Source organism: Bradyrhizobium sp. Rc2d (assembly GCF_900099855.1).
GTDB lineage: Bacteria > Pseudomonadota > Alphaproteobacteria > Rhizobiales > Xanthobacteraceae > Bradyrhizobium.
Genome location: NZ_FNCU01000047.1, coordinates 25,897 through 43,165, shown reverse-complemented (window position 1 = coordinate 43,165; position 17,269 = coordinate 25,897). Strand labels below are relative to the sequence as shown.

Annotated in this window: 15 protein-coding genes and 2 pseudogenes; 4 read left to right on the top strand and 13 right to left on the bottom strand. The window is 59.5% G+C overall.

The genetic code is table 11. The features are described 5' to 3' along the window. Nucleotides 1–92: 92 nt before the first annotated feature. Nucleotides 93–266, top strand: coding sequence for a hypothetical protein (locus tag BLV07_RS47990; protein WP_176945998.1), 174 nt, complete (start codon nt 93–95; stop codon nt 264–266). Nucleotides 267–428: 162 nt separating this feature from the next. On the opposite strand, the gene BLV07_RS36610 is transcribed toward BLV07_RS47990, so the two are convergent. Further along, on the bottom strand, nt 429–806 hold the full coding sequence (locus BLV07_RS36610) for a c-type cytochrome (protein WP_091895651.1): 378 nt from the start codon (nt 804–806) through the stop codon (nt 429–431). A 1,162-nt stretch (nt 807–1,968) separates the two neighbouring features. Here BLV07_RS36610 and BLV07_RS36605 point away from each other — a divergent pair. The 3 genes and pseudogenes from BLV07_RS36605 to BLV07_RS50170 form a co-directional block, all read left to right on the top strand. Further along, a complete protein-coding gene (locus BLV07_RS36605; protein ID WP_091895648.1) occupies nt 1,969–2,442 on the top strand; it encodes a Rid family hydrolase in 474 nt (157 codons plus the stop codon). Between the two features lie 617 nt (nt 2,443–3,059). Further along, nucleotides 3,060–3,353, top strand: a pseudogene (locus tag BLV07_RS36600) (helix-turn-helix domain-containing protein); the annotation flags it as partial. 484 nt (nt 3,354–3,837) lie between these two features. After that, nucleotides 3,838–4,950: pseudogene (locus BLV07_RS50170) on the top strand (transposase); the annotation flags it as partial. Between the two features lie 237 nt (nt 4,951–5,187). On the opposite strand, the gene BLV07_RS36590 reads toward BLV07_RS50170, so the two are convergent. From BLV07_RS36590 to BLV07_RS36535, 12 genes are all read right to left on the bottom strand, one after another. After that, entirely contained in the window at nt 5,188–5,994 is an 807-nt protein-coding gene (locus tag BLV07_RS36590; protein WP_091895642.1) for a YiiX/YebB-like N1pC/P60 family cysteine hydrolase, read from the bottom strand. Between the two features lie 916 nt (nt 5,995–6,910). Then, nucleotides 6,911–7,282, bottom strand: a complete 372-nt coding sequence (locus tag BLV07_RS46845) for a hypothetical protein (protein WP_143035604.1) — start codon at nt 7,280–7,282, stop codon at nt 6,911–6,913. 692 nt (nt 7,283–7,974) lie between these two features. Further along, the gene (locus BLV07_RS50465) at nt 7,975–8,184 is read right to left on the bottom strand and encodes a BrnA antitoxin family protein (protein WP_143035603.1); all 210 of its coding nucleotides are present in this window, start codon (nt 8,182–8,184) and stop codon (nt 7,975–7,977) included. Between the two features lie 382 nt (nt 8,185–8,566). Next, nucleotides 8,567–8,968, bottom strand: a complete 402-nt coding sequence (locus BLV07_RS36575; protein WP_091895635.1) for an SPW repeat domain-containing protein — start codon at nt 8,966–8,968, stop codon at nt 8,567–8,569. 532 nt (nt 8,969–9,500) lie between these two features. Next, nucleotides 9,501–9,884 (bottom strand): hypothetical protein, encoded by a 384-nt coding sequence (locus tag BLV07_RS36570; protein ID WP_244551322.1) that lies wholly within the window; start codon nt 9,882–9,884, stop codon nt 9,501–9,503. Nucleotides 9,885–10,093: 209 nt separating this feature from the next. Then, nucleotides 10,094–10,567, bottom strand: a complete 474-nt coding sequence (locus tag BLV07_RS36565) for a hypothetical protein (protein ID WP_143035602.1) — start codon at nt 10,565–10,567, stop codon at nt 10,094–10,096. Next, nucleotides 10,564–11,070, bottom strand: a complete 507-nt coding sequence (locus BLV07_RS36560) for a LysR family transcriptional regulator substrate-binding protein (RefSeq protein ID WP_244551321.1) — start codon at nt 11,068–11,070, stop codon at nt 10,564–10,566. The genes BLV07_RS36565 and BLV07_RS36560 overlap by 4 nt, the downstream gene beginning before the upstream one ends. Before the next feature lie 73 nt (nt 11,071–11,143). Further along, nucleotides 11,144–11,851, bottom strand: coding sequence for a glutathione S-transferase family protein (locus BLV07_RS36555; RefSeq protein WP_091895631.1), 708 nt, complete (start codon nt 11,849–11,851; stop codon nt 11,144–11,146). A gap of 229 nt (nt 11,852–12,080) precedes the next feature. Then, a complete protein-coding gene (gene gorA, locus BLV07_RS36550) occupies nt 12,081–13,553 on the bottom strand; it encodes a glutathione-disulfide reductase (protein ID WP_244551329.1) in 1,473 nt (490 codons plus the stop codon). Between the two features lie 347 nt (nt 13,554–13,900). Next, on the bottom strand, nt 13,901–14,512 hold the full coding sequence (locus BLV07_RS36545) for a peroxiredoxin-like family protein (protein WP_176945997.1): 612 nt from the start codon (nt 14,510–14,512) through the stop codon (nt 13,901–13,903). A 333-nt stretch (nt 14,513–14,845) separates the two neighbouring features. Continuing rightward, entirely contained in the window at nt 14,846–15,361 is a 516-nt protein-coding gene (locus BLV07_RS36540; RefSeq protein ID WP_091895627.1) for a Dps family protein, read from the bottom strand. Between the two features lie 171 nt (nt 15,362–15,532). Next, entirely contained in the window at nt 15,533–17,128 is a 1,596-nt protein-coding gene (locus BLV07_RS36535) for a GMC family oxidoreductase (protein WP_091895625.1), read from the bottom strand. Nucleotides 17,129–17,269: the final 141 nt, after the last annotated feature.

Genomic DNA, 17,269 nt, shown 5'->3' with positions numbered 1-17,269 from the left:
CCTGTGCTGTCGCTGAATGCCAGGCGATGAACCTCGCTGTAGTAGGCGAGGTGCTGTTCGTTGAGAGGGCTAGAACGGGCCCGGACCCCGTCATGACGCTCGCCGCGCCGTCGATCGCCTCGTTCACCACGCTAACTAGCGTCGAGATGAGCTATCGCGGGCGCACCGCCTCGAACAAAAACGCGGTCCAGGACGGCTCTGTGTGGATGATTATTTATGGCTTTAACACGCGAAAGGTTTGCTCAGGACAAGCCTCTCGCACATGATAAGTGGGGTATCACCGCGACCTCGCTGCATGGCACCGATGGCAAATGGTTGTGAAGGTCCCATCTCAAACGCCGGGCTGTTGAACTGATCAGCACACCTATCCGCCATTTCCTATAATTGCTGGCGGATGGCGTCTTGCTGATGCTTCGCTCAATGAGCCGCTACTTCAACGTAGCAAGATAAGCAACGAGGTCCGTCCGATCCGTCGCATCCTTCAGCCCCGCGTAAGGCATACTGTTTCCCGGGACGACCGTCTGCGGTGATTCCAGATACGCTTCGAGGGTCTTCGTGTCCCAGACGATTCCGGAATTCCTCATGGCGTTACTATAGCGGAAGCCTGGAACCGTACCCGCTTTCCTGCCGACAACCTCCTTCAGACCTGGCCCGACACGATTGGCATGGTCCGTCGTATGGCATGTCGCACAACCCTTGAAAACAGCCTTGCCGTGCTCGGCGTCCTGAGCATGGCCCGGGCCAGCGGCTGCGCATGCAAGCATGAGTACTGCGATAAACGCGCCGATAGTTTCCGCGTCCTTCATTGTTGAACTCCTTTTTTGAGATCGGGATCAGAGGTGGCGTGGCCGCGTAATATAATCGTTGATGTCGTCGCCGGGTCAAAGCGCGAGTACCCCGAGCGGGCCCGTCAAGACACCAGGAGCCAGCGCTCGTCCGGCGACAACGCCGAGAACGCCTCGACGGCTCGGATAGAAAGCATGTCCTCGGCCCGCCCAGCGCACCTCAGCATCGGACGTGGCCGACGAAATTGAAAATTCCCTTTGGACATGCATTCCATAGTCATGGGTATCGTCGCCTAAAACCGTGGTGCGCGGCAGGGTCCCGTCAGTCTGCAGTTCGAGGAGCGCGCCGTACTCGGGAGACTGGGCCGCGCATGAAGGGGCTCTTCGCGATAGGCGTGGATCGATTTTGTGATGAAGTGGAAGCGCATGGCGTAACTTCTACGTACGGACATCGGCGATTCGCCAAACGTGGCGGTGAATTTCGCCATGAACATCGAGGGCTCAACCCTACCGATCTGCACAGGGTTTGAACGCTGAAGTCCGCCGCCGGACGTGCCATTTCGGCGAACGCGCGCTATGGGCGGATCGTTTGTCGGGCATGATCTGCCGTCTACAACGGCTATGCTGGCGACCGCGGACTCAGTACTTTGCAAGACCGTGTGCTGTTTGTACAGGCCCAGAAACCGGGCCTTGCCGTGCTGACCGCCAACGTCGTTGACTTCGATATCCCGCTGCAACTTTGGCCGGCGGGGAGGGCGCTTGTCTATCGAAGGAAGTAGCGGGCCAGGGGCCTTGAACCGGGAAGTGCCTCGCATGTAGCCGTCAGATACCGCATGAAGGAGCGGTTCAGCCGCATCGGCATTCCACACGAAATTCCGAGTGGCCGATTTTCTAGGTGCGTCGCGGAGAGGCGGCCACGGTCTTCGCTGGCTAGAGACCAGAGCAGCAGGCGTCTGTACGTACACCGTCGACACCTCGTCGCCGCTGTGGACGCGTGGGAATGGAAACGATAACAGTCGGATACTTCCCAGTGAGATGTCGCCGGCGTAGCGTCCCCTAGGAGACGCTAGGAATTTCAGATGAAATTCGAAGTAGTTAATCTCGTGAGGAAGTTTCGCGGCTCGTTAACAACGGCTACGATCATGAATATCGCATCGCCGACGTTGTCGGAACAGGAGAAGACATGCCGAACGCAGCCGCAGTGAATGGTAAAGAGGCCGCCTATTTCGGTGTGCCGTGGGAAGATGCCTACGGATACCCACAGGCGATTAAGGTTGGTGACACGATACATGTCTCCGGCCAGCTCAGCCATGACGAGAAGGGGAACCTGATCGCGCCCGCTTCTCTCGATGAATCCGGCAAGCCGGCGGACTTCTCGATGATAGAACAGCAGATGCGGGCAACGTACGCCAATGCCGTCAAGCTTTTGGCGCGCTTCGGGGCAACGCTGGACAACGTCGTCGAGGAGACGCTCTATGTCCTCGATGTCGACGCCGCGTTCGCCGCCGCGGGCACGGTACGCAAAGAGGCCTACGGCACGGAACGACCTCAGTGTGCCAGCAACCTGATCGGTGTGACACGACTGGCCTTTCCTGAACAGCTCATTGAAATCACCTTCAAGGCCATGCTGTCGCGAGCAGAAGCGAAGCCGCGGTGATCTCGGTCACATCGTCCGGACCCGGCGTCGTTCCGCGAAGCCCCTCGATCAGATCACGTCCGATCAGATCACGTCGCCTTCTGGGCGGCTGGCGTGCCCCGAGCCAACCCTATGCAATAGCGTCGTTCTTGCTCATCGCAGTCGCACTTACGCCACGTCCGCCCGACGCGATCAGTCCAGCGGATCGAAGACCCTGCAGTAGATGCATCACGGTCGGCCCAGGCAGCCCGAGCGCGTCAGCAAGAAGATCCTGCTTCCCGTCTGCATGGCGGAGGAACGCAACGACACCTTCCACGACGAACCTGACAACATCGATTCGTCACCAAGTACCGCATCGTCAAATCATCCCTCAAGCGTAGAGGCGCTTCCGTCATGAAAAAGGGCGCCGTCGCCGCAACGTTGCGCAGGCTTGGTACACGCACGCATGTGGGCCCGCGACCGCGCGTTCGAAGAACACTTTGCTCACGCGGCGAAGGCGCATCCCAATATCGTTGAGGTCCGATTCGGTTACACTGAGGACTTGCGCATCGAATCGTCGCCGGCAGCGATCTTTTCCTCACGCCTGCCCGTTTTGAGCTGCCGTGCGAACTGGCGACCATGTACAGGATGCGATCCCGATGGGACGTCGATCTGAGACACTGAAGTTACAAGAGGGGCTTTCGGCCATTACGCAAAGCAAAGAGGTGATACAAGTCGTATCGCGCGCATTCGACATCTTGCGCTGCTTCGAAGGTCGAAGTAGGCGCCTCGGCAACCGGGCAATCGCCAACCGCTGCGGTCTTCCTCGATCGACGGTCTCTCGTTTGACGCTGACTCTCACGCGGATCGGCCAACTCGCCTACCTGCCGCAAGATCAGAAATATGCCGTAGGTCCTAATGCCCTTGCCCTCGCCGCCTCGTTGTTCGCGGGAAGCTGCGAAAGCGCGGTCTTCGCTGGGATGCAGCAGCAGAGCACAAGCGTCCAGATGGATCAGCTCGATCAGTTCGCGCTTTGAGCACTCCGGGAAAGTTCGTCATCGATGATCGCGCAACCAAGAGACGTTTCTATGCGCTCGCGCAAATTGCCCTTACCCAGGATGCTGCAACTACCTTCTCGGGCTAGGACCACGCCGCCTCGCACGTCTTTCAAACGGGCTTCGTTGTGTTGAACGACTGCCGATTTCGAAAAAATGGGCCCCTTGGACGAACCCATTTCCGGCCGTCGCTCAAATCGTGGGTAAGAAGGTCGAAAATGCCTTATCGTTCAAAGGGAGTTGACTCACACTCTGTCCGCCGCACCGCTTCACCACCGTATCCGGCTGTTCGAAGCGACAGCAAAACAATGAACAGTCCGACAATAGTTGTTGCAGTTCGGCCCGTGATGTTTTCCCTAATCACCCCGCAAACCGTAGCTTCAGAACGTGGAATGAGGTCCACCTCAATTTGGCTTACCGGTGGTTTTGCCGGCTCGGTCTGGATGGGGCGGTGCCGGATCACTCGACATTCTCCAAGAACAGGCATGGCCGTTTCCGGAGAGCGACCTGTTCCGTCGCGTGTTCGAGAGCGTCTTGTGCCGCTGCATCGAGGAACGACAGGTCGGTGGTGAAGGGTTCGCAGTTGACGCGAGCCTGATCAAGGCCGATGCCATTCGGCAGAAGGGAATCAAAGGCGCCAAGGAACTTCGACCGGACGCCTCCGGCAGCGCAATTGATGAGTATCTGGCTGTGCTTGATGACGCCGCTTTTGGAGCCGCGACCGAGATCACCCCGAAGTTCGTGTCACCCTCCGATGCGACAACGCGCTGGACGGGGGCGCACGGCGGCCAAGCCTTTCCCCTGCTCGACGAACTATCTGGTCGACATCGAGAACGCGATCATCGTCGATGTCAAGGCGACTACGGCAATTCGGCAGGCGAAGGTGTTGGCCGCCGAGTGCATGATTGAGCGCTCGCTCGAACTTTTCGATCTCTATCCAAGCTGGCTCCTCGACGACAGCGGCTATGGCTCGGCCGAAATGCTCGGCTGGTTGGTTTACGCGCGCGGCATCGAGCCACACGTCACAGTGTTCGACAAGTCGGTCCACACAGACGGGATCTTCTCGCGCGAGAACCTATGACCATGCAGATGACATCTACCGCTGTCCCGCTGGCAAGGTTCTTACCACGACCGAAGCGGGGGTGAACGACGGCACCACGATACTTTCTGTCGCTAGCAAGCGCGATTGCGATCGAAGCGCATTGAAGTCCCGCTGTTGCCCCAAGCAGCCTTCACGGAGAGTACTGCGCTCAATCCATGAGGACGCTCGCGACATGGCCCGCCAGATCGCAAGGTCGTGGAAGAACGCACCTTGCGCCGGCTCCGCAAGAGGATCGAGATGCTGTTCGCACATCTCAAGCGCATTCTCAAGCTCGACCATTTACGTTTACTAGGCCCAAACGGCGCGCGCGACGAGTTCATCCTCGCACCCACCGCCCAGAACCTTCGAAAGATGGCCAAGCTGATCCCGATGCCCACCCCGAGGCTCGCATAGGGACCGAGAGCAGTTCGGCCACGTCGCGACGAAGCCATTACAACGAAATACTGTCGGTTTTTTCAACGGAATCGACCCTAGGCCGAACAGCGCTCAAGCCATTGTCATGTCGGCTGTCAGCGGTAAACCGGATGCCGGGCCGCGCTTGCCTCGACCTCCGTTTGTGGACCCCTAAACGGACGTCAGCACAACTGGTTTCTCATTCAATGTCTGGCCTCACCTCACCGGAAATTCGGGCTATGCCACTGCCGCGATCGCGCGTTCTATCTCCGGCGCAGGTATGGCTTGCTCGGCGTGAACCTGGAGAAGATCGGCCCACTGCATGTCCTTATAGTTGAAATTGCGCGAGAGCGTAGGCTTCACCACCATGAAGTATGGCGATAAATCGAAGTCGCGCGGCGCATAGAGTGATGAGTGTCGGATCGCGGCGACTTCGCCCCGCGTGGACTGATTCTCGATGTACGTAATCTTGGGCAGGACCGGGTAGCGCACGGCCTCGAATGCCTGCGCAATCAGCGAGGAACAGATGATGCGGTTCGCATCGCCGGAGCCGAGCGCGATGGCTCGGCGACGCCAACGCTGCGTCAGCGGACACGGGAATAGATGGCGCATGAGGTCGATGATGTTCTTGAAATCGTATCCGAGACCGATGCGATCGAATGCGTAGCGGCAGACCTGTTCGCAGTCCGCGTCGCTCAGGCCAACTGGCCGGCAGATGCGGGTTTGACAATGCAAATATTTCGACAGAGGCGCCGACACGACACCTTCGTCGACATTGGCTTCAATCAGGACGTGCGGATCGCCGCCGGTTGTGGCGGCCGCTATCGGCCCGATGTACAACGCCGAATGCGACCATGTCGATTGAGTGAGATATTTGATGCCGCCGGAAATGCGACCTTTGCCTTCGACCAGCAGGACGTCACCGGGTCGAAGCGTGTCGCGCAAGGCCTTCGCCGCATCGTCCGAGATCAGCGGCTCACAGTGGTTGGCCGGCTTCTGAAGCCGGACAATCAAACGTTCGACGTTGTCGAACATCCAGCCCATCACTCGTTCCTTGCTTTTTTGGCGCTTCCCGTATGGCAGTTTCAGACGACTGTACCGTCGTTATCCAAGCGTAGTCAGGAAAGATCGGCCAGGCCATTGCACGAAGGTCGATTTGTGCGCTGCATTTGTCTGAGACGACCATACCAAAGTTTACAATTGACCACCCGGGCCTTTCCCACCAGTGATGGGGATGCCGCACCTCGCGCGGCAGCTGCTATCGGTCCATCAGCAAGGTGACGCTACTCTTCACCGGGCACCCCTGCGAGGTCGCGGGGGCGGACCGAAGTCACCAATCAGGACACTTAGCGCGTCTACCGGCCGTACATTGGGGCTGATTTGAGTTTTGGGTTTTTGTCCCTTCGCGTCATTTCGCGTGCGCGCAACAATCAGGCTGCTTCAGGGTAAAAGCGGACATCAATTGGCAGGCGAGAATGACCCAAGAGCAACGTGCGCATGACCGACGAACGCTAAAATCTCTCAAATACACGTTGGTCTTCCCTCAAATCGGAAGCATGTTGATCACTGTACCGAGAACAAAGCAGAGCGACCCGATAAGGTAAAGCCAGTTCGCTAGATTGCCCATGCGACATTCCATGAATCGACCGGCTGGCGCTCTGCAGGCTTGTTCATTTGAGCATGTATCCTCATTTGCTCCATGGCCACTTCCATCACGCAAGCGGCGGCTCAAGGAAGCCGCACGCCGCCAAGCCTTGGCGTAACGACTAGCCGCAATCGCCGCCAGCCGTGGTCACCACCGGCCGCAAGAGAAGCCGGAATAGCAATAGTCGGATCGCTCTATTATGATCGTCAATCCGTTGGATGTCGTCGAAGGCGGTGATCTGATCGCGGATCCCCCGGAGGTCGGCGCCGACTTATTACACGCACGCGCCAACCTTCGGGAGCGCAGAGGATTTTATCAGTACGGCGAACAAGTCGGCGTGTCGGTCCAGGGCGCTGTCGCATAAGCGCCGACGCGCGGTGCGGGCAAGCAACCTGACGTGTAATATCCGTAGCCGTCTGCTCCATAATATGAATCATAGGTTGGATAGTCCCAATACGAATTATCGGCGGAATAGCCCCAGTACGAACTATAGGCGGGATAGCCCCAGTACGAAGGGTGGGGATGACCCCGCCGCACCTGATAGCGCACGTCCGTCGTCACGGCTGGTGTCGCCGCCTTGATCGACGTGCCATTGATCTGCGCAGCAGACGACTTAGCCGTGGCGGCCAGCGCGAGAGGAACAGCAATTGCGAGCGCAATCGCGAGGCTGCGGATTTGAACCTTCATGGTAGCTCCTGTTCGTGTTGAAAATGACTATCCACCACCGACGAGAATGACCTTCCAACGCTGGCGAGGGAAATCACGTCCCGCCATAGAGTCGATAGACGATCGTTATTGCCGCCGCGCCCCGTGAGTGCCGTAGCGAGGAATGCCTCCGGCCGAAACCTGCAGGGCTTCCCGTTGCCTCCCTTGGAGCAATCGAAGTTGCGCGTGCCAAGGTGCCGACCTTGACCATCTTGATCATGGCGCCGCTCCTACAATCGATTTGTCTTGCGCCGCGTCGCCGACCGGATGCCGGACTGAGGTAAGAGAGGTAAGGACATCGCCAATTTGCGGATGCGCAGGATGTACAGAAGAATAAGGCCGGAGACGAGATCCCTCCTGACGCACCAGGTGCTTGCTCAGCTTCTCGGAGCGCATCGTGTAGGCGTCACCAACTACCTTTTTCGACTCAGGAGCGATCGGCTCATCGAAATGATGCGTGGGAGCTGGTTGACGTCGAAGAGGGGCGCCCGTTCAAGGTCGTTAATCGTCTCCTTTAGCCCCTCATTTCCGACACTCGAGGAGCAGCTCACCTGGCAGAGTGAGCACATCGACAGGTACGTGGCGCCTTACGTGAACGCCATGCTTGATCGGTAAGCGTCAAAGGCTGCTATTAGGGCTACTGGTTGGCTATCCAGGCTTTCGCTCAACGATCTTCAAAGCGCTTCGTCGATTCTGCTTTGCCAATTGGGGCCACCGGCCTCGAAATGATCCAACACAACCGGGCTGAGTCGCGGCGAAACAAGCCCTGTCGTCGGCGCCCTATATTGCTCGCGGCCTTTGCGCATTGTTTGAAGACCCTCGTCGAAGGCGTTTGCCTTTTCAAGCTCGCCGTATAGCTCTTCTTGGCGAGGGTTGCTTTCCACCTTTATCCGATCGTTCCCGAAAAAAGCCCGCAGCTCGCTTTGAGCCCCGGGTGGTCAAGGGAGGACACGCCCGTGGCGTTGGTGCCATTCACTGGTCATCAGCCAGTCCGCCGGCACCAAGCCGAGCGCAAAGTGGTTCAGTTCATCGTCCGTTCGGGGTACTGCGCGGACAAGCGCGAAAAGACCCGATGATTGCGTGTCATTCTTTTCCCGGAGGAATGCCCGAGCTGCGCCGGGATATGGTCTTCCGCCTAGAGGAGCCGAGACGATCGCCACGATCCACAAGACAACGATAATTCGCGAGGAGGGCAGAATCGCTGGCTCTCCCCGAGTCGCGACGAAATTGCCAGCGTCTCCACCCTCGACGACGCTGGCGCCGCCTTCAGCCCGCTGTGCGCCTCTCCAATCCCGAACGAGTCGCGACTGGCTCCTCGGGCGCGTTAAAGACCGACGTCGTGAGCAGGACAGCGGCGGCGAGGACCCAGTAGTAGCGGGCGTCGAGCTCAGCGAATTTGAAGGCAAACGGTGCGATGGCAAACACCACCCCGACAGCGCGATCGACCCAAAGGTGCAGCCAGTACGGAATGATGCGGACGAGCCCGGTGGGATGGTCGGTCAGAGCGGCCAAAAGTAGCGCAGCGATGCCGACAACAACCGAAAGCCACATTGCGACCGGGTCGCTCTGACCGAGCTTCAGCGCGAACGGCGCTGCCATCAAGACGATCGCGACAGGATAATCGATCAGGTAGGCGTGGATAGGCTTAGTGATAAAGCGGAACGACATCAATAACTCCTACGTGCTTCGTTGCTCAAACGGGTCCTCGCGACGGCGAGCGCAGCCACCCAAGACGGCGATCACGCCGCTCTATGCTGCCAAGCACCCTTACAACCGCCACGGGTTGGCCCGGTTAGACGCAAAGGCTATGCTGACATGCCGACCATTAGAAATGCCCGGTCGCTATTGTTTCCATTCCACTCGCTCAGCGCCATAGAGAGGCTAGCGCGGTATCGAGCGTTGACCGCCAGTTCAAGAGCGGAGTGAACTTTAGCCGCAGGAGGCGAGGATGCTTCAGTGTCCGGCATCGACGTCGGAAAGGCTCGGAAACAGCGCCCGGACGGCACATACGTCATCCGCTTCATTCCTGGGCGGAACCACACAGAGTCGCGGCGGTCGCCACGCGTTATGCCGAGGGCTAGCTTTCAACAGTTGGTGTCGCAGCCGTCAGGCGACCTCCTCGGACACGTGCTCCCGTCCGTTGAACGTGATCGCGTCACCGGCGCGCTTGCCATGCAACTCAGCATAGATCTTTCCTGGGTTAAGACGCCCATGATCTCGTTGCCGTCGCAGACAAAGTTGCTGTCGACACGGCAATAACGAAGAACCGTCCACCTACCTTCAGCACTGCGCTCGATTCGATCTTGCTCTTTGGTCCGAAGTCCGTCGTCAAGAGCTTCTCGATCCTGTCGGAGTGCGAGTGAAGAACCGTTTCCTCGAAGGGTTCGGACAGGTCGCTTGCGAGCTCCGCTTGCGCGTGCTCGTCGTCATCTTCTATTGGCCCGCTTCTATCGAGACGGGTACTCCCGACATACTCAAGATACTTCTCTCTCTCTCTCTCTCTCTCTCTCTCGCGCGCGCGCGCGCTCCCGACGTCGCGCGTCTCGAGCGACAGCATTAGTTGCTTCGCGATCTGCTTCTTCATTTCAAGTCTTTTGTTAGGAGGCATCGCGCCAATCTAGTTGCCTTATTCGCTCGCTAAATTACGAATGATGAAGCAGCGGTTCGGGCGGCGATCACCTTGCTCTGGTCCAACGGACAAACTGAAGCTCAGATCACCCGCATCAAGCTCGTCAGACAGCAGGCGCAGAATAGAGTGGAGCTGCACAAGGTTTGCGTCAGAGCCGATGAGAGTCAGATTTGGAAGCTGATTGAAACCCAACGGCTACTTCGGTCACTCGCGGCTATCAGCTCAATGATCAGTAACTCCATCCGGTTTAGGTACTTCTTTCGCAGCCCTAGTCGAAGCACGATTTCAGCTGCTCGCTTACCGCTATAAACGATGCTGTCGAGCACCTCCCGGACTTCTTCCAGAGCTAGCGGTTCCACGCGCATCCAGTTTAGGCCGGCCTGCGCGTCCGCGACCACTGCCGCCATAGCATCGATGGCCTCGTGGGCTTGGTTGAAGCTGCGCAGGAATTCCGCCGACGCCTGCAACGGCAGTTGGTCACTCGCGCAGCCTTTACTATTCTCCAGCCGGAAGGAGTGTTCATCCGTTAGCATGACAAGTCTCCTCAACTGAGGCGTTAGAGTTAAATCGTTCATTCGAGAATCGATCGGAGTAGAGCGTTGGAAGCGGTTGGCCTGCGGCCTGCGTGTCGTGATCATGCGGGCACGCTCGCCATCATCTGCTGGAGCGTTGCGTGCGGCATGTCCCGGCGGGGGACGTCGACCGACCAGTCGCGAAGCCGCGCGACTTTGACGAAAGCGTCCAGCGCCGGCGAATAGCGGCGCCCCTGCACAGCCAGCAGCCGCACCTCTCGCGAAACCGGGTCGCCTTCGAGCGGAATGGTCTTGAGCGTCGGAAGGTGCGGCATGTGCTCGGGGGCGAGCACTACGTCGAAGCCAGCCGTGGCCATCTGCTGCAGGTGCAAGTGGTGACCGCTACAGTGGCCCAGGCGGGGCGGTTCGTCGGGGAAATAAGACCGTTGGATCTTCGGCGCGACGTCGCATCCGGCACGTTTCAGCAAGACCGTATCGCGGAGGTCGTCGATGCCGATCGAGGGACGGTTGACGAGCCGGTGTGTCGGCGCGAGAACCGCGACATAGCGCTCCTCGGATAGCAACCAGTCGTCAATGCGGGCAGGCAAGTCCTGCACGTCCCCGACCATTGCGGCCTCCCCCTCAAGCAAGAGGTCGACGAGTTTCTCCGCAGCTCTAGGTGAGCGATAACGAGCCCCCGGGTCATCGCCGCCTCGCGGGGTAGTTCGACGGGAAGAGCGCACGCTTTGCTTCCTCGTCGTTCACCTTCTTGAACCCGTGATCCTTTCCGACCGTGCGCGCCCTCGCTACCGCGGGGCGCCCGTCGATCGCGGTGAACCACCGCTTGACGTTTGGGAACGGCGCCAGGGGATCGAGTGTGCCCTTCATCACACGGGACGCGCGATCGATACAACCCCAGGCGGACATGTCCACGATCGTATAGTCAGACCCGACGATGTAGTCGCGGCCGGCGAGTTGACTGTCGAGTACGGCATAGTGGCGCTCCGCTTCGCGGCGATATCTGTTGACGGCGTAGTCGAGGCCGTCGGGGGCCGCAAACTGGAAATGCACGGCCTGTCCGGAGAAGGGCCCGAGGCCTGTTCCGAGGAAGAAAAGCCACGACAAGAGCTCACCCCGGTAGGAAGGCTGCCCGAGGAATCGGCCTGTTTTCTCGGCGAGATACAGCAGAATGGCGCTGGAGTCGAAAACCCGCACTTCTTTGCCGCTCGGACCATCGGTGTCGACGATGGCGGGCACCTTGCCGTTGGGATTGACGGCGCGAAATGAGGGCTGGTGTTGCTCGTCCTTGCTCGTGTCGACCGGCACCAGCTCATACGTTAGCCCGGACTCCTCCAAGAACAGGGCGACCTTGGCTGGATTGGGCGTCGGGTGGAAATAGAAGCGGATCATCGCGCTCACCTTCAGGATTTCGGACTGCTCGCACGCAAGGGCAGCACGCGCCGGGTTGACGAGCGGTTGGTTCAGGCGGCCGGCGCAACGCTGGCGGCGCTCTCGCCGCTTCGGAAGTGGCGTGACGTTATCGATTTCATTCCCGGCAGCTTGAAGCCTACAGCATCTAGTGAACGGGTCGACGGCCCGCGGCCTTCCGAACGGGCCCTTCTGAGCAGCGCCGTTCGCGTCAAACGGCGGCACTTGGGAGGAGTTGTGTCGAGGCGTCGCGCCGGTCGTAACGCACCGTCGGCGTCTGCATCGCGACGATCTCCTCGCCGATTGTCGGGTGTACGGCCATTACCGACGTCAAGTCTTTCATGGTGGCTCCGCTGCCGACGGCTATGGCGAGCACCTGGATCATCTCGCTGGCCTCTTGAGCGAAGATATGGATCCCGAGGATTCGGTCAGACTCGCAATCCACAATAACCTTCAGAAGTGAGGCCTCGCAATCGCCCGTCACGGCCGCCTTCAGCGGGCGGAAGCGGGCCTTATAGACGTCGACGGCGGGGTATTGCGCTCTGGCTTCCAGCTCCGTCAGGCCAACGGTGCCGATCTCCGGGCTGGAGAAGACCGCGGTCGGTACATTGGAATAGTCGACGTGCCAAGCTTTCTTGCCGAACACGCTGTCGGCGAACGCGTGGGCTTCGCGAATCGCGACAGGCGTTAGGTTGAACTGGTTCGACACGTCACCCACGGCGTAGATGCTTGGGATATTCGTGCGGGAGTTCGCGTCGGAAACGATTGCGCCGTCTACCCCAGTCTTGACCCCGGCGCAGTCGAGCCCGAGCGAGGTCGTGTTCGGGGTGCGGCCAAAGGCGAGCAGCACTTGGTCGGCCACGAGCCTCCCGCCCTGTTCGGTCGTAACGTGGATCCTTCCTGCATGGTCGCCACCGCCGACGTGCCCGTCCCGTCGTTCAAGGCGGCGGATGCTGTCGCCAACCATCAGCTTAATGCCACGGTTCGTGTAGGATCCGGCGACCGCCTGGCGCACGTCCTCGTCAAAGCCGCGGAGCACATTGCTTCCGCGGCAGACGACTGTAACGTCGCTTCCGAGTGCGGCAAACAGGCCAGCGAACTCCATCGCGATGTATCCGGCGCCGCCTATGACAAGCTTTTTCGGGAATGTCTTCAAGTCAAAGATGTCATCCGAGGTGATGCCGAGCTCGATGCCGTCGAAGGGAGGCAGTTCGGGCCGTGCGCCTGTTGCAATCAGGATCGTGCGCGCCCGCACGCGTCGGCCGTTTTTGAGGAGCCGCACCGTATGCGCATCTTCGAGCACAGCGCGAGACCTCAAGACCTCGACGCCTGCACTTTCTTGACCGGCGGCGTAGAGCTCTTCCAGGCGTGTGATCTCGCGGTCCTTCGCGGCGACCAATGACGGCCAGTCGAAATGCGGGATCGACAAGCGCCAGCCGAATTCCGCAGCCTCGTCGAACGTGTCGCGGAAACGGCTCGCGTAGACAAACAGCTTCTTCGGCACGCAGCCGCGGATGACACACGTCCCTCCGAGCCGGTACTCCTCGGCGAGCATCACTTTCGCGCCATGTCCGGACGCCACGCGCGCAGCGCGGACGCCTCCTGAACCGCCCCCGATCACGAATAGGTCGACATCGAATTCCGTTTCGCGGGAGGTCGCTGACGCCTCGGCCGCCGGCCTCAACGCGCCTGGGAGTCCCTGCAATGCATTTGTATCGCTCAAGTCAGGCATCCACTCCATTCTCTGAGGGCGGTCGAAATGCGTGCGCTGATCGCATTGTCCGTGCCCGCGCGTCGGCAAACGTCCGCCTAGACCAGCGCTCACTCTGGATCCGAACGGCCGTGAGTCCTAGCGCACACGCTGCAACTTCGGACTCGCGGCATCGTGTTTTGGACTTTCGGCTTAGCGTATCCGTCGATTGTCAGCGCGGCGGAGCCGCCTCGCTCAGAAACCACGCGCGCTTCTCGGCCGGGCCTCTGTACTCTTCGAGTGCCTCGCAAGTTGCTCGTCACGGAGCTTGGTCGCGTCGACTACGCACCGCGTGCGTTCCAGAGGCGATCCAGGACCGGAAGAATATCCGATGGGTTCGACCGGTGAGTTTGATCCGGATCGACTTCCGAGTAGGCAATGACCCCGCTTTGATCGATAACGAACCGTGCCGGCATCGGAAGCGTCCAACTATCCTCCCCGTGAAGGCTTGGCAGATCGATTCCGCTCTTCAGATGCGATTTCTTGAGAAGCTCGGGAATGCGCCAACGAACGCCGAACTGCAGCGCGATCTTGCTACCTTTGTCGCACAAGATTGGTAGCGTTACCTGCGCGGTCCTTCGGGTTCTTGCATTTTCCTCAACTGTCTGCGGCGAGATGGCGACCAGCGAAGCTCCACGTGCCTCGATTAACGGGCGGACTTCTTCGAGCGCCCTTAAGCTGGGATTGCAACCCGGGCTCCAATTGCCACTGTAAAAGATCAAAAGAAGCGGACCGCGGCGCAGTATCGATGCCGATGACGTCTTTACGCCGTCTTGGTCGGGCAGACAGAAGCCCGGCGAGTGTCGTCCGGCGGCTAATGCCTTCTCAGTTTGGCCGGAGGCCTTCAGGTATTCTGCAGCCTGCGCCATGGCAATCGCCAGATCAATGGTCATTTCCGGCATCCAGTATTCCGAACATCTTGCATTTCAATACCCAAGCTGAACGATAGGGGCTTCTTCCGGTGGCGGTCATTGGCCACTTTGACCCGTCATGAGCCAATCGCAGATTAACGGGCCAACTAGCGGGACAAGGAGTCGGCAAAGGTGGTAGGCCCAAATCGTTCGAGCTGTGCATCGTGCTGGACGGCCGCGTCGATAGAGAGAACGTTCCGCAGCCGCCAACAAAATACCAATCCAAGCGAACGAGGCGGACGTCAAAGCCCAAGAGGGGGACTTTGCTGAGCGCATGCTGTCACCCGGAACCTCGCGGGGGCCGTGCGCTCTGGATTAAGCTCTCCTGGTCACCTCGAACAGGAACCATGTGCGACGTTCCGCCTCGTCGATCCAATTTTCAATCAGGCTCGCTGTGGCAACATCGCCATGCTCGTCGCAGACATTGCGTGTCTGCCGCATGCGCTGGGTGAGCGCCAAGTTGTCTTCTTTCAGCTCGGCCAGCATGTCCTCCGGCGTGACGAAATCGGCATCATTGTCCTCGATATGCTTCACTCTGGCGATGTGGCCGATCGAGCGGATCGTGCTGCCGCCGACCTTGCGGGCTCTTTCCGCGATGTCGTCGGTCATCGTGAAAATCTGCGCGGCCTGCTCATCAAGAAGGAGGTGATAATCCCGGAAATGCGGACCTGAAATGTGCCAATGGAAGTTTTTGGTCTTGACGTAAAGCGCGAACACGTCTGCCAGAAGCACGGTGAGGGCGGCCGAAATATCCTTGGTGGCATTGGAGCCGAGATTGCTCGGTGTGTCGAGTGGTGCCTGGCGGCGTTTTCTCGCGGCCTCTATACTCATTTTGATCCCCTCCTTCAGAGTTGATACAGTTTTGATGTTCGCGGGGGATGGCTCTGAACAAGTAGTTTCTGCACGTTCGCAAGAACTCTGGCCTTTGACGTTGATGCGACATGGTCAGTTCGGCATTCGATGACTATCTACGTCGGGCGAGTCGACTTGCGCCAGAGCTCCCTAGGTCCGCTTCAGATCCTCGACCACCATCGCCGTGGCGTGACGCGCGAGCGCCTGGGTCGGGGCGTTGGTGTTGCCGCTGGTGATGTTCGGCATGATCGAGGCGTCAATCACCCGAAGGCCGTCGACTCCGCGGACCCTAAGCCTCGCGTCAACGACCGCTCGCGGATCCTGGCCCATCCGGCATGTGCCTACGGGGTGCCACATCGTCGTCACGGCGCGCTTCACCCATGCGCCGATCTCGGTGTCCGACTGGATGCCCGGCCCGGGCTCCATCTCTTCCTCGATTACCGGCGCCAACGATTCCTGCGCCATAACCTTGCGAATCGCGCGCACCGATTCCACCACGGCCCTCAAGTCTTCCTCCTCGCCGATGAAATTCGGGTTGATGAGGGGCATCGACGTCGGGTCGCTGTCGGCCAACCGCACCCAGCCACGGCTCTTGGGCTGAAGCACTACGAGCTCGAAGGTGATGCCGGAGCGGTCACCCGTCGGGCTGAGTTCCTGGTTCGCGATAATCGGAGCGTGATAGCATTGGATCGTGGGTTCGGCGGTAAAGTCAGACGGATTCCAGTGGGAAACCGTCTCGATGCCGTTGCCTGCCGCCGGACCATCCTTCGTCACAAAATAGCGCAGGCCCGCCTTCACGCTACCGAGGCCGTGCGCGGCGGCCTGATAGCCAAGATCGCCCTTCACATAGGCACGGACCGGTGCCATCGGGTGGTCCTGGAGATTTTCGCCCACCTCGGGAGAGTCGACGATCACCGCGATGCCATGCTCGCGAAGCTGCTCGGCGGGCCCGACGCCCGAGTGCATGAGGATCTTCGGGCTATGGACGCTGCCGGCCGACAGCACAACCTCGCCGGCTGCGATCCTCTTCAGGCCCTTGTCCATGAACTCGACGCCAACGGCCCGCTTGTTCTCGATGAGGATGCGAACAACGGTCTTGCCGGTGAGAAGGGTGACGCGGCGCGAGGCGAGGTGCGGACGCAGATACGCATCGACCGCGCTGCACCGCCGCTGATTTCCGACCGTAGATTGCACCGGTGAGACGCCGATCTGTGTCTTGCCGTTGTAGTCGGGATTGTAGGGAATCCCATATTCCTGGAAGGCCTTGAGGCAATATTGGTTCAGCTCGTTGATGCCTTTGGGCAACTGAACCGCCAGACCACCATTGATACCGTGATATTCGTCGTGGAAGGTGTCGTTGTGTTCCTGCGCCATGAAGACGGGAAGCAGATCTTCATACGACCATTTGCCGGTGTCGCCGACCGCGTCCTGCCACGCGACGTAGTCGCGTATCTGACCACGGACGTAGGCCATCGCGTTGATGGACGAGCCGCCGCCGAGCACCTTGCCTGAGCGATATGCTCGCTTGGTGCCGTGCTGGGGAATCGTCTCGTATTTCCAGACATGCCGATCTTGGGCCAGTATTTTGGCGAAGCCGGCAGGAATGTGGATGAATGGATCGCGATCCGTTTCGCCCGCTTCGATCAGCGCGATCGAAGCATCGGTGTGTACGGCGAGATAACTTGCAACAACGCAGCCGGCCGCGCCCGCGCCAACAATGACAATGTCGTACGCTTCTTGGGACATCAGCGTCTTTCTCTTTCAGGCCATTTGTATCGTTCAATCAACACTCGTAGCTGGCGGAGCGCCATCGCGGTGCCTGATCCCGAGATTGATTGGACCATGCTCTTGGAGAGTGACCTTGCAATGCCGGCGAGGGAAATCACC

What these genes read in the sequence shown, in the direction of transcription:
- BLV07_RS36545 (WP_176945997.1), bottom strand. Translation starts at nt 14,512, where the DNA reads ATGACCATTGATCTGGCGATTGCCATGGCGCAGGCTGCAGAATACCTG.
- BLV07_RS36570 (WP_244551322.1), bottom strand. Translation starts at nt 9,884, where the DNA reads ATGAAGAAGCAGATCGCGAAGCAACTAATGCTGTCGCTCGAGACGCGC.
- BLV07_RS36590 (WP_091895642.1), bottom strand. Translation starts at nt 5,994, where the DNA reads ATGGGCTGGATGTTCGACAACGTCGAACGTTTGATTGTCCGGCTTCAG.
- BLV07_RS36535 (WP_091895625.1), bottom strand. Translation starts at nt 17,128, where the DNA reads ATGTCCCAAGAAGCGTACGACATTGTCATTGTTGGCGCGGGCGCGGCC.
- BLV07_RS36605 (WP_091895648.1), top strand. Translation starts at nt 1,969, where the DNA reads ATGCCGAACGCAGCCGCAGTGAATGGTAAAGAGGCCGCCTATTTCGGT.
- BLV07_RS36575 (WP_091895635.1), bottom strand. Translation starts at nt 8,968, where the DNA reads ATGTCGTTCCGCTTTATCACTAAGCCTATCCACGCCTACCTGATCGAT.
- BLV07_RS36555 (WP_091895631.1), bottom strand. Translation starts at nt 11,851, where the DNA reads ATGATCCGCTTCTATTTCCACCCGACGCCCAATCCAGCCAAGGTCGCC.
- BLV07_RS36560 (WP_244551321.1), bottom strand. Translation starts at nt 11,070, where the DNA reads ATGGTCGGGGACGTGCAGGACTTGCCTGCCCGCATTGACGACTGGTTG.
- BLV07_RS36540 (WP_091895627.1), bottom strand. Translation starts at nt 15,361, where the DNA reads ATGAGTATAGAGGCCGCGAGAAAACGCCGCCAGGCACCACTCGACACA.
- BLV07_RS46845 (WP_143035604.1), bottom strand. Translation starts at nt 7,282, where the DNA reads ATGAAGGTTCAAATCCGCAGCCTCGCGATTGCGCTCGCAATTGCTGTT.
- BLV07_RS36610 (WP_091895651.1), bottom strand. Translation starts at nt 806, where the DNA reads ATGAAGGACGCGGAAACTATCGGCGCGTTTATCGCAGTACTCATGCTT.
- BLV07_RS47990 (WP_176945998.1), top strand. Translation starts at nt 93, where the DNA reads ATGACGCTCGCCGCGCCGTCGATCGCCTCGTTCACCACGCTAACTAGC.
- BLV07_RS36565 (WP_143035602.1), bottom strand. Translation starts at nt 10,567, where the DNA reads ATGATCACGACACGCAGGCCGCAGGCCAACCGCTTCCAACGCTCTACT.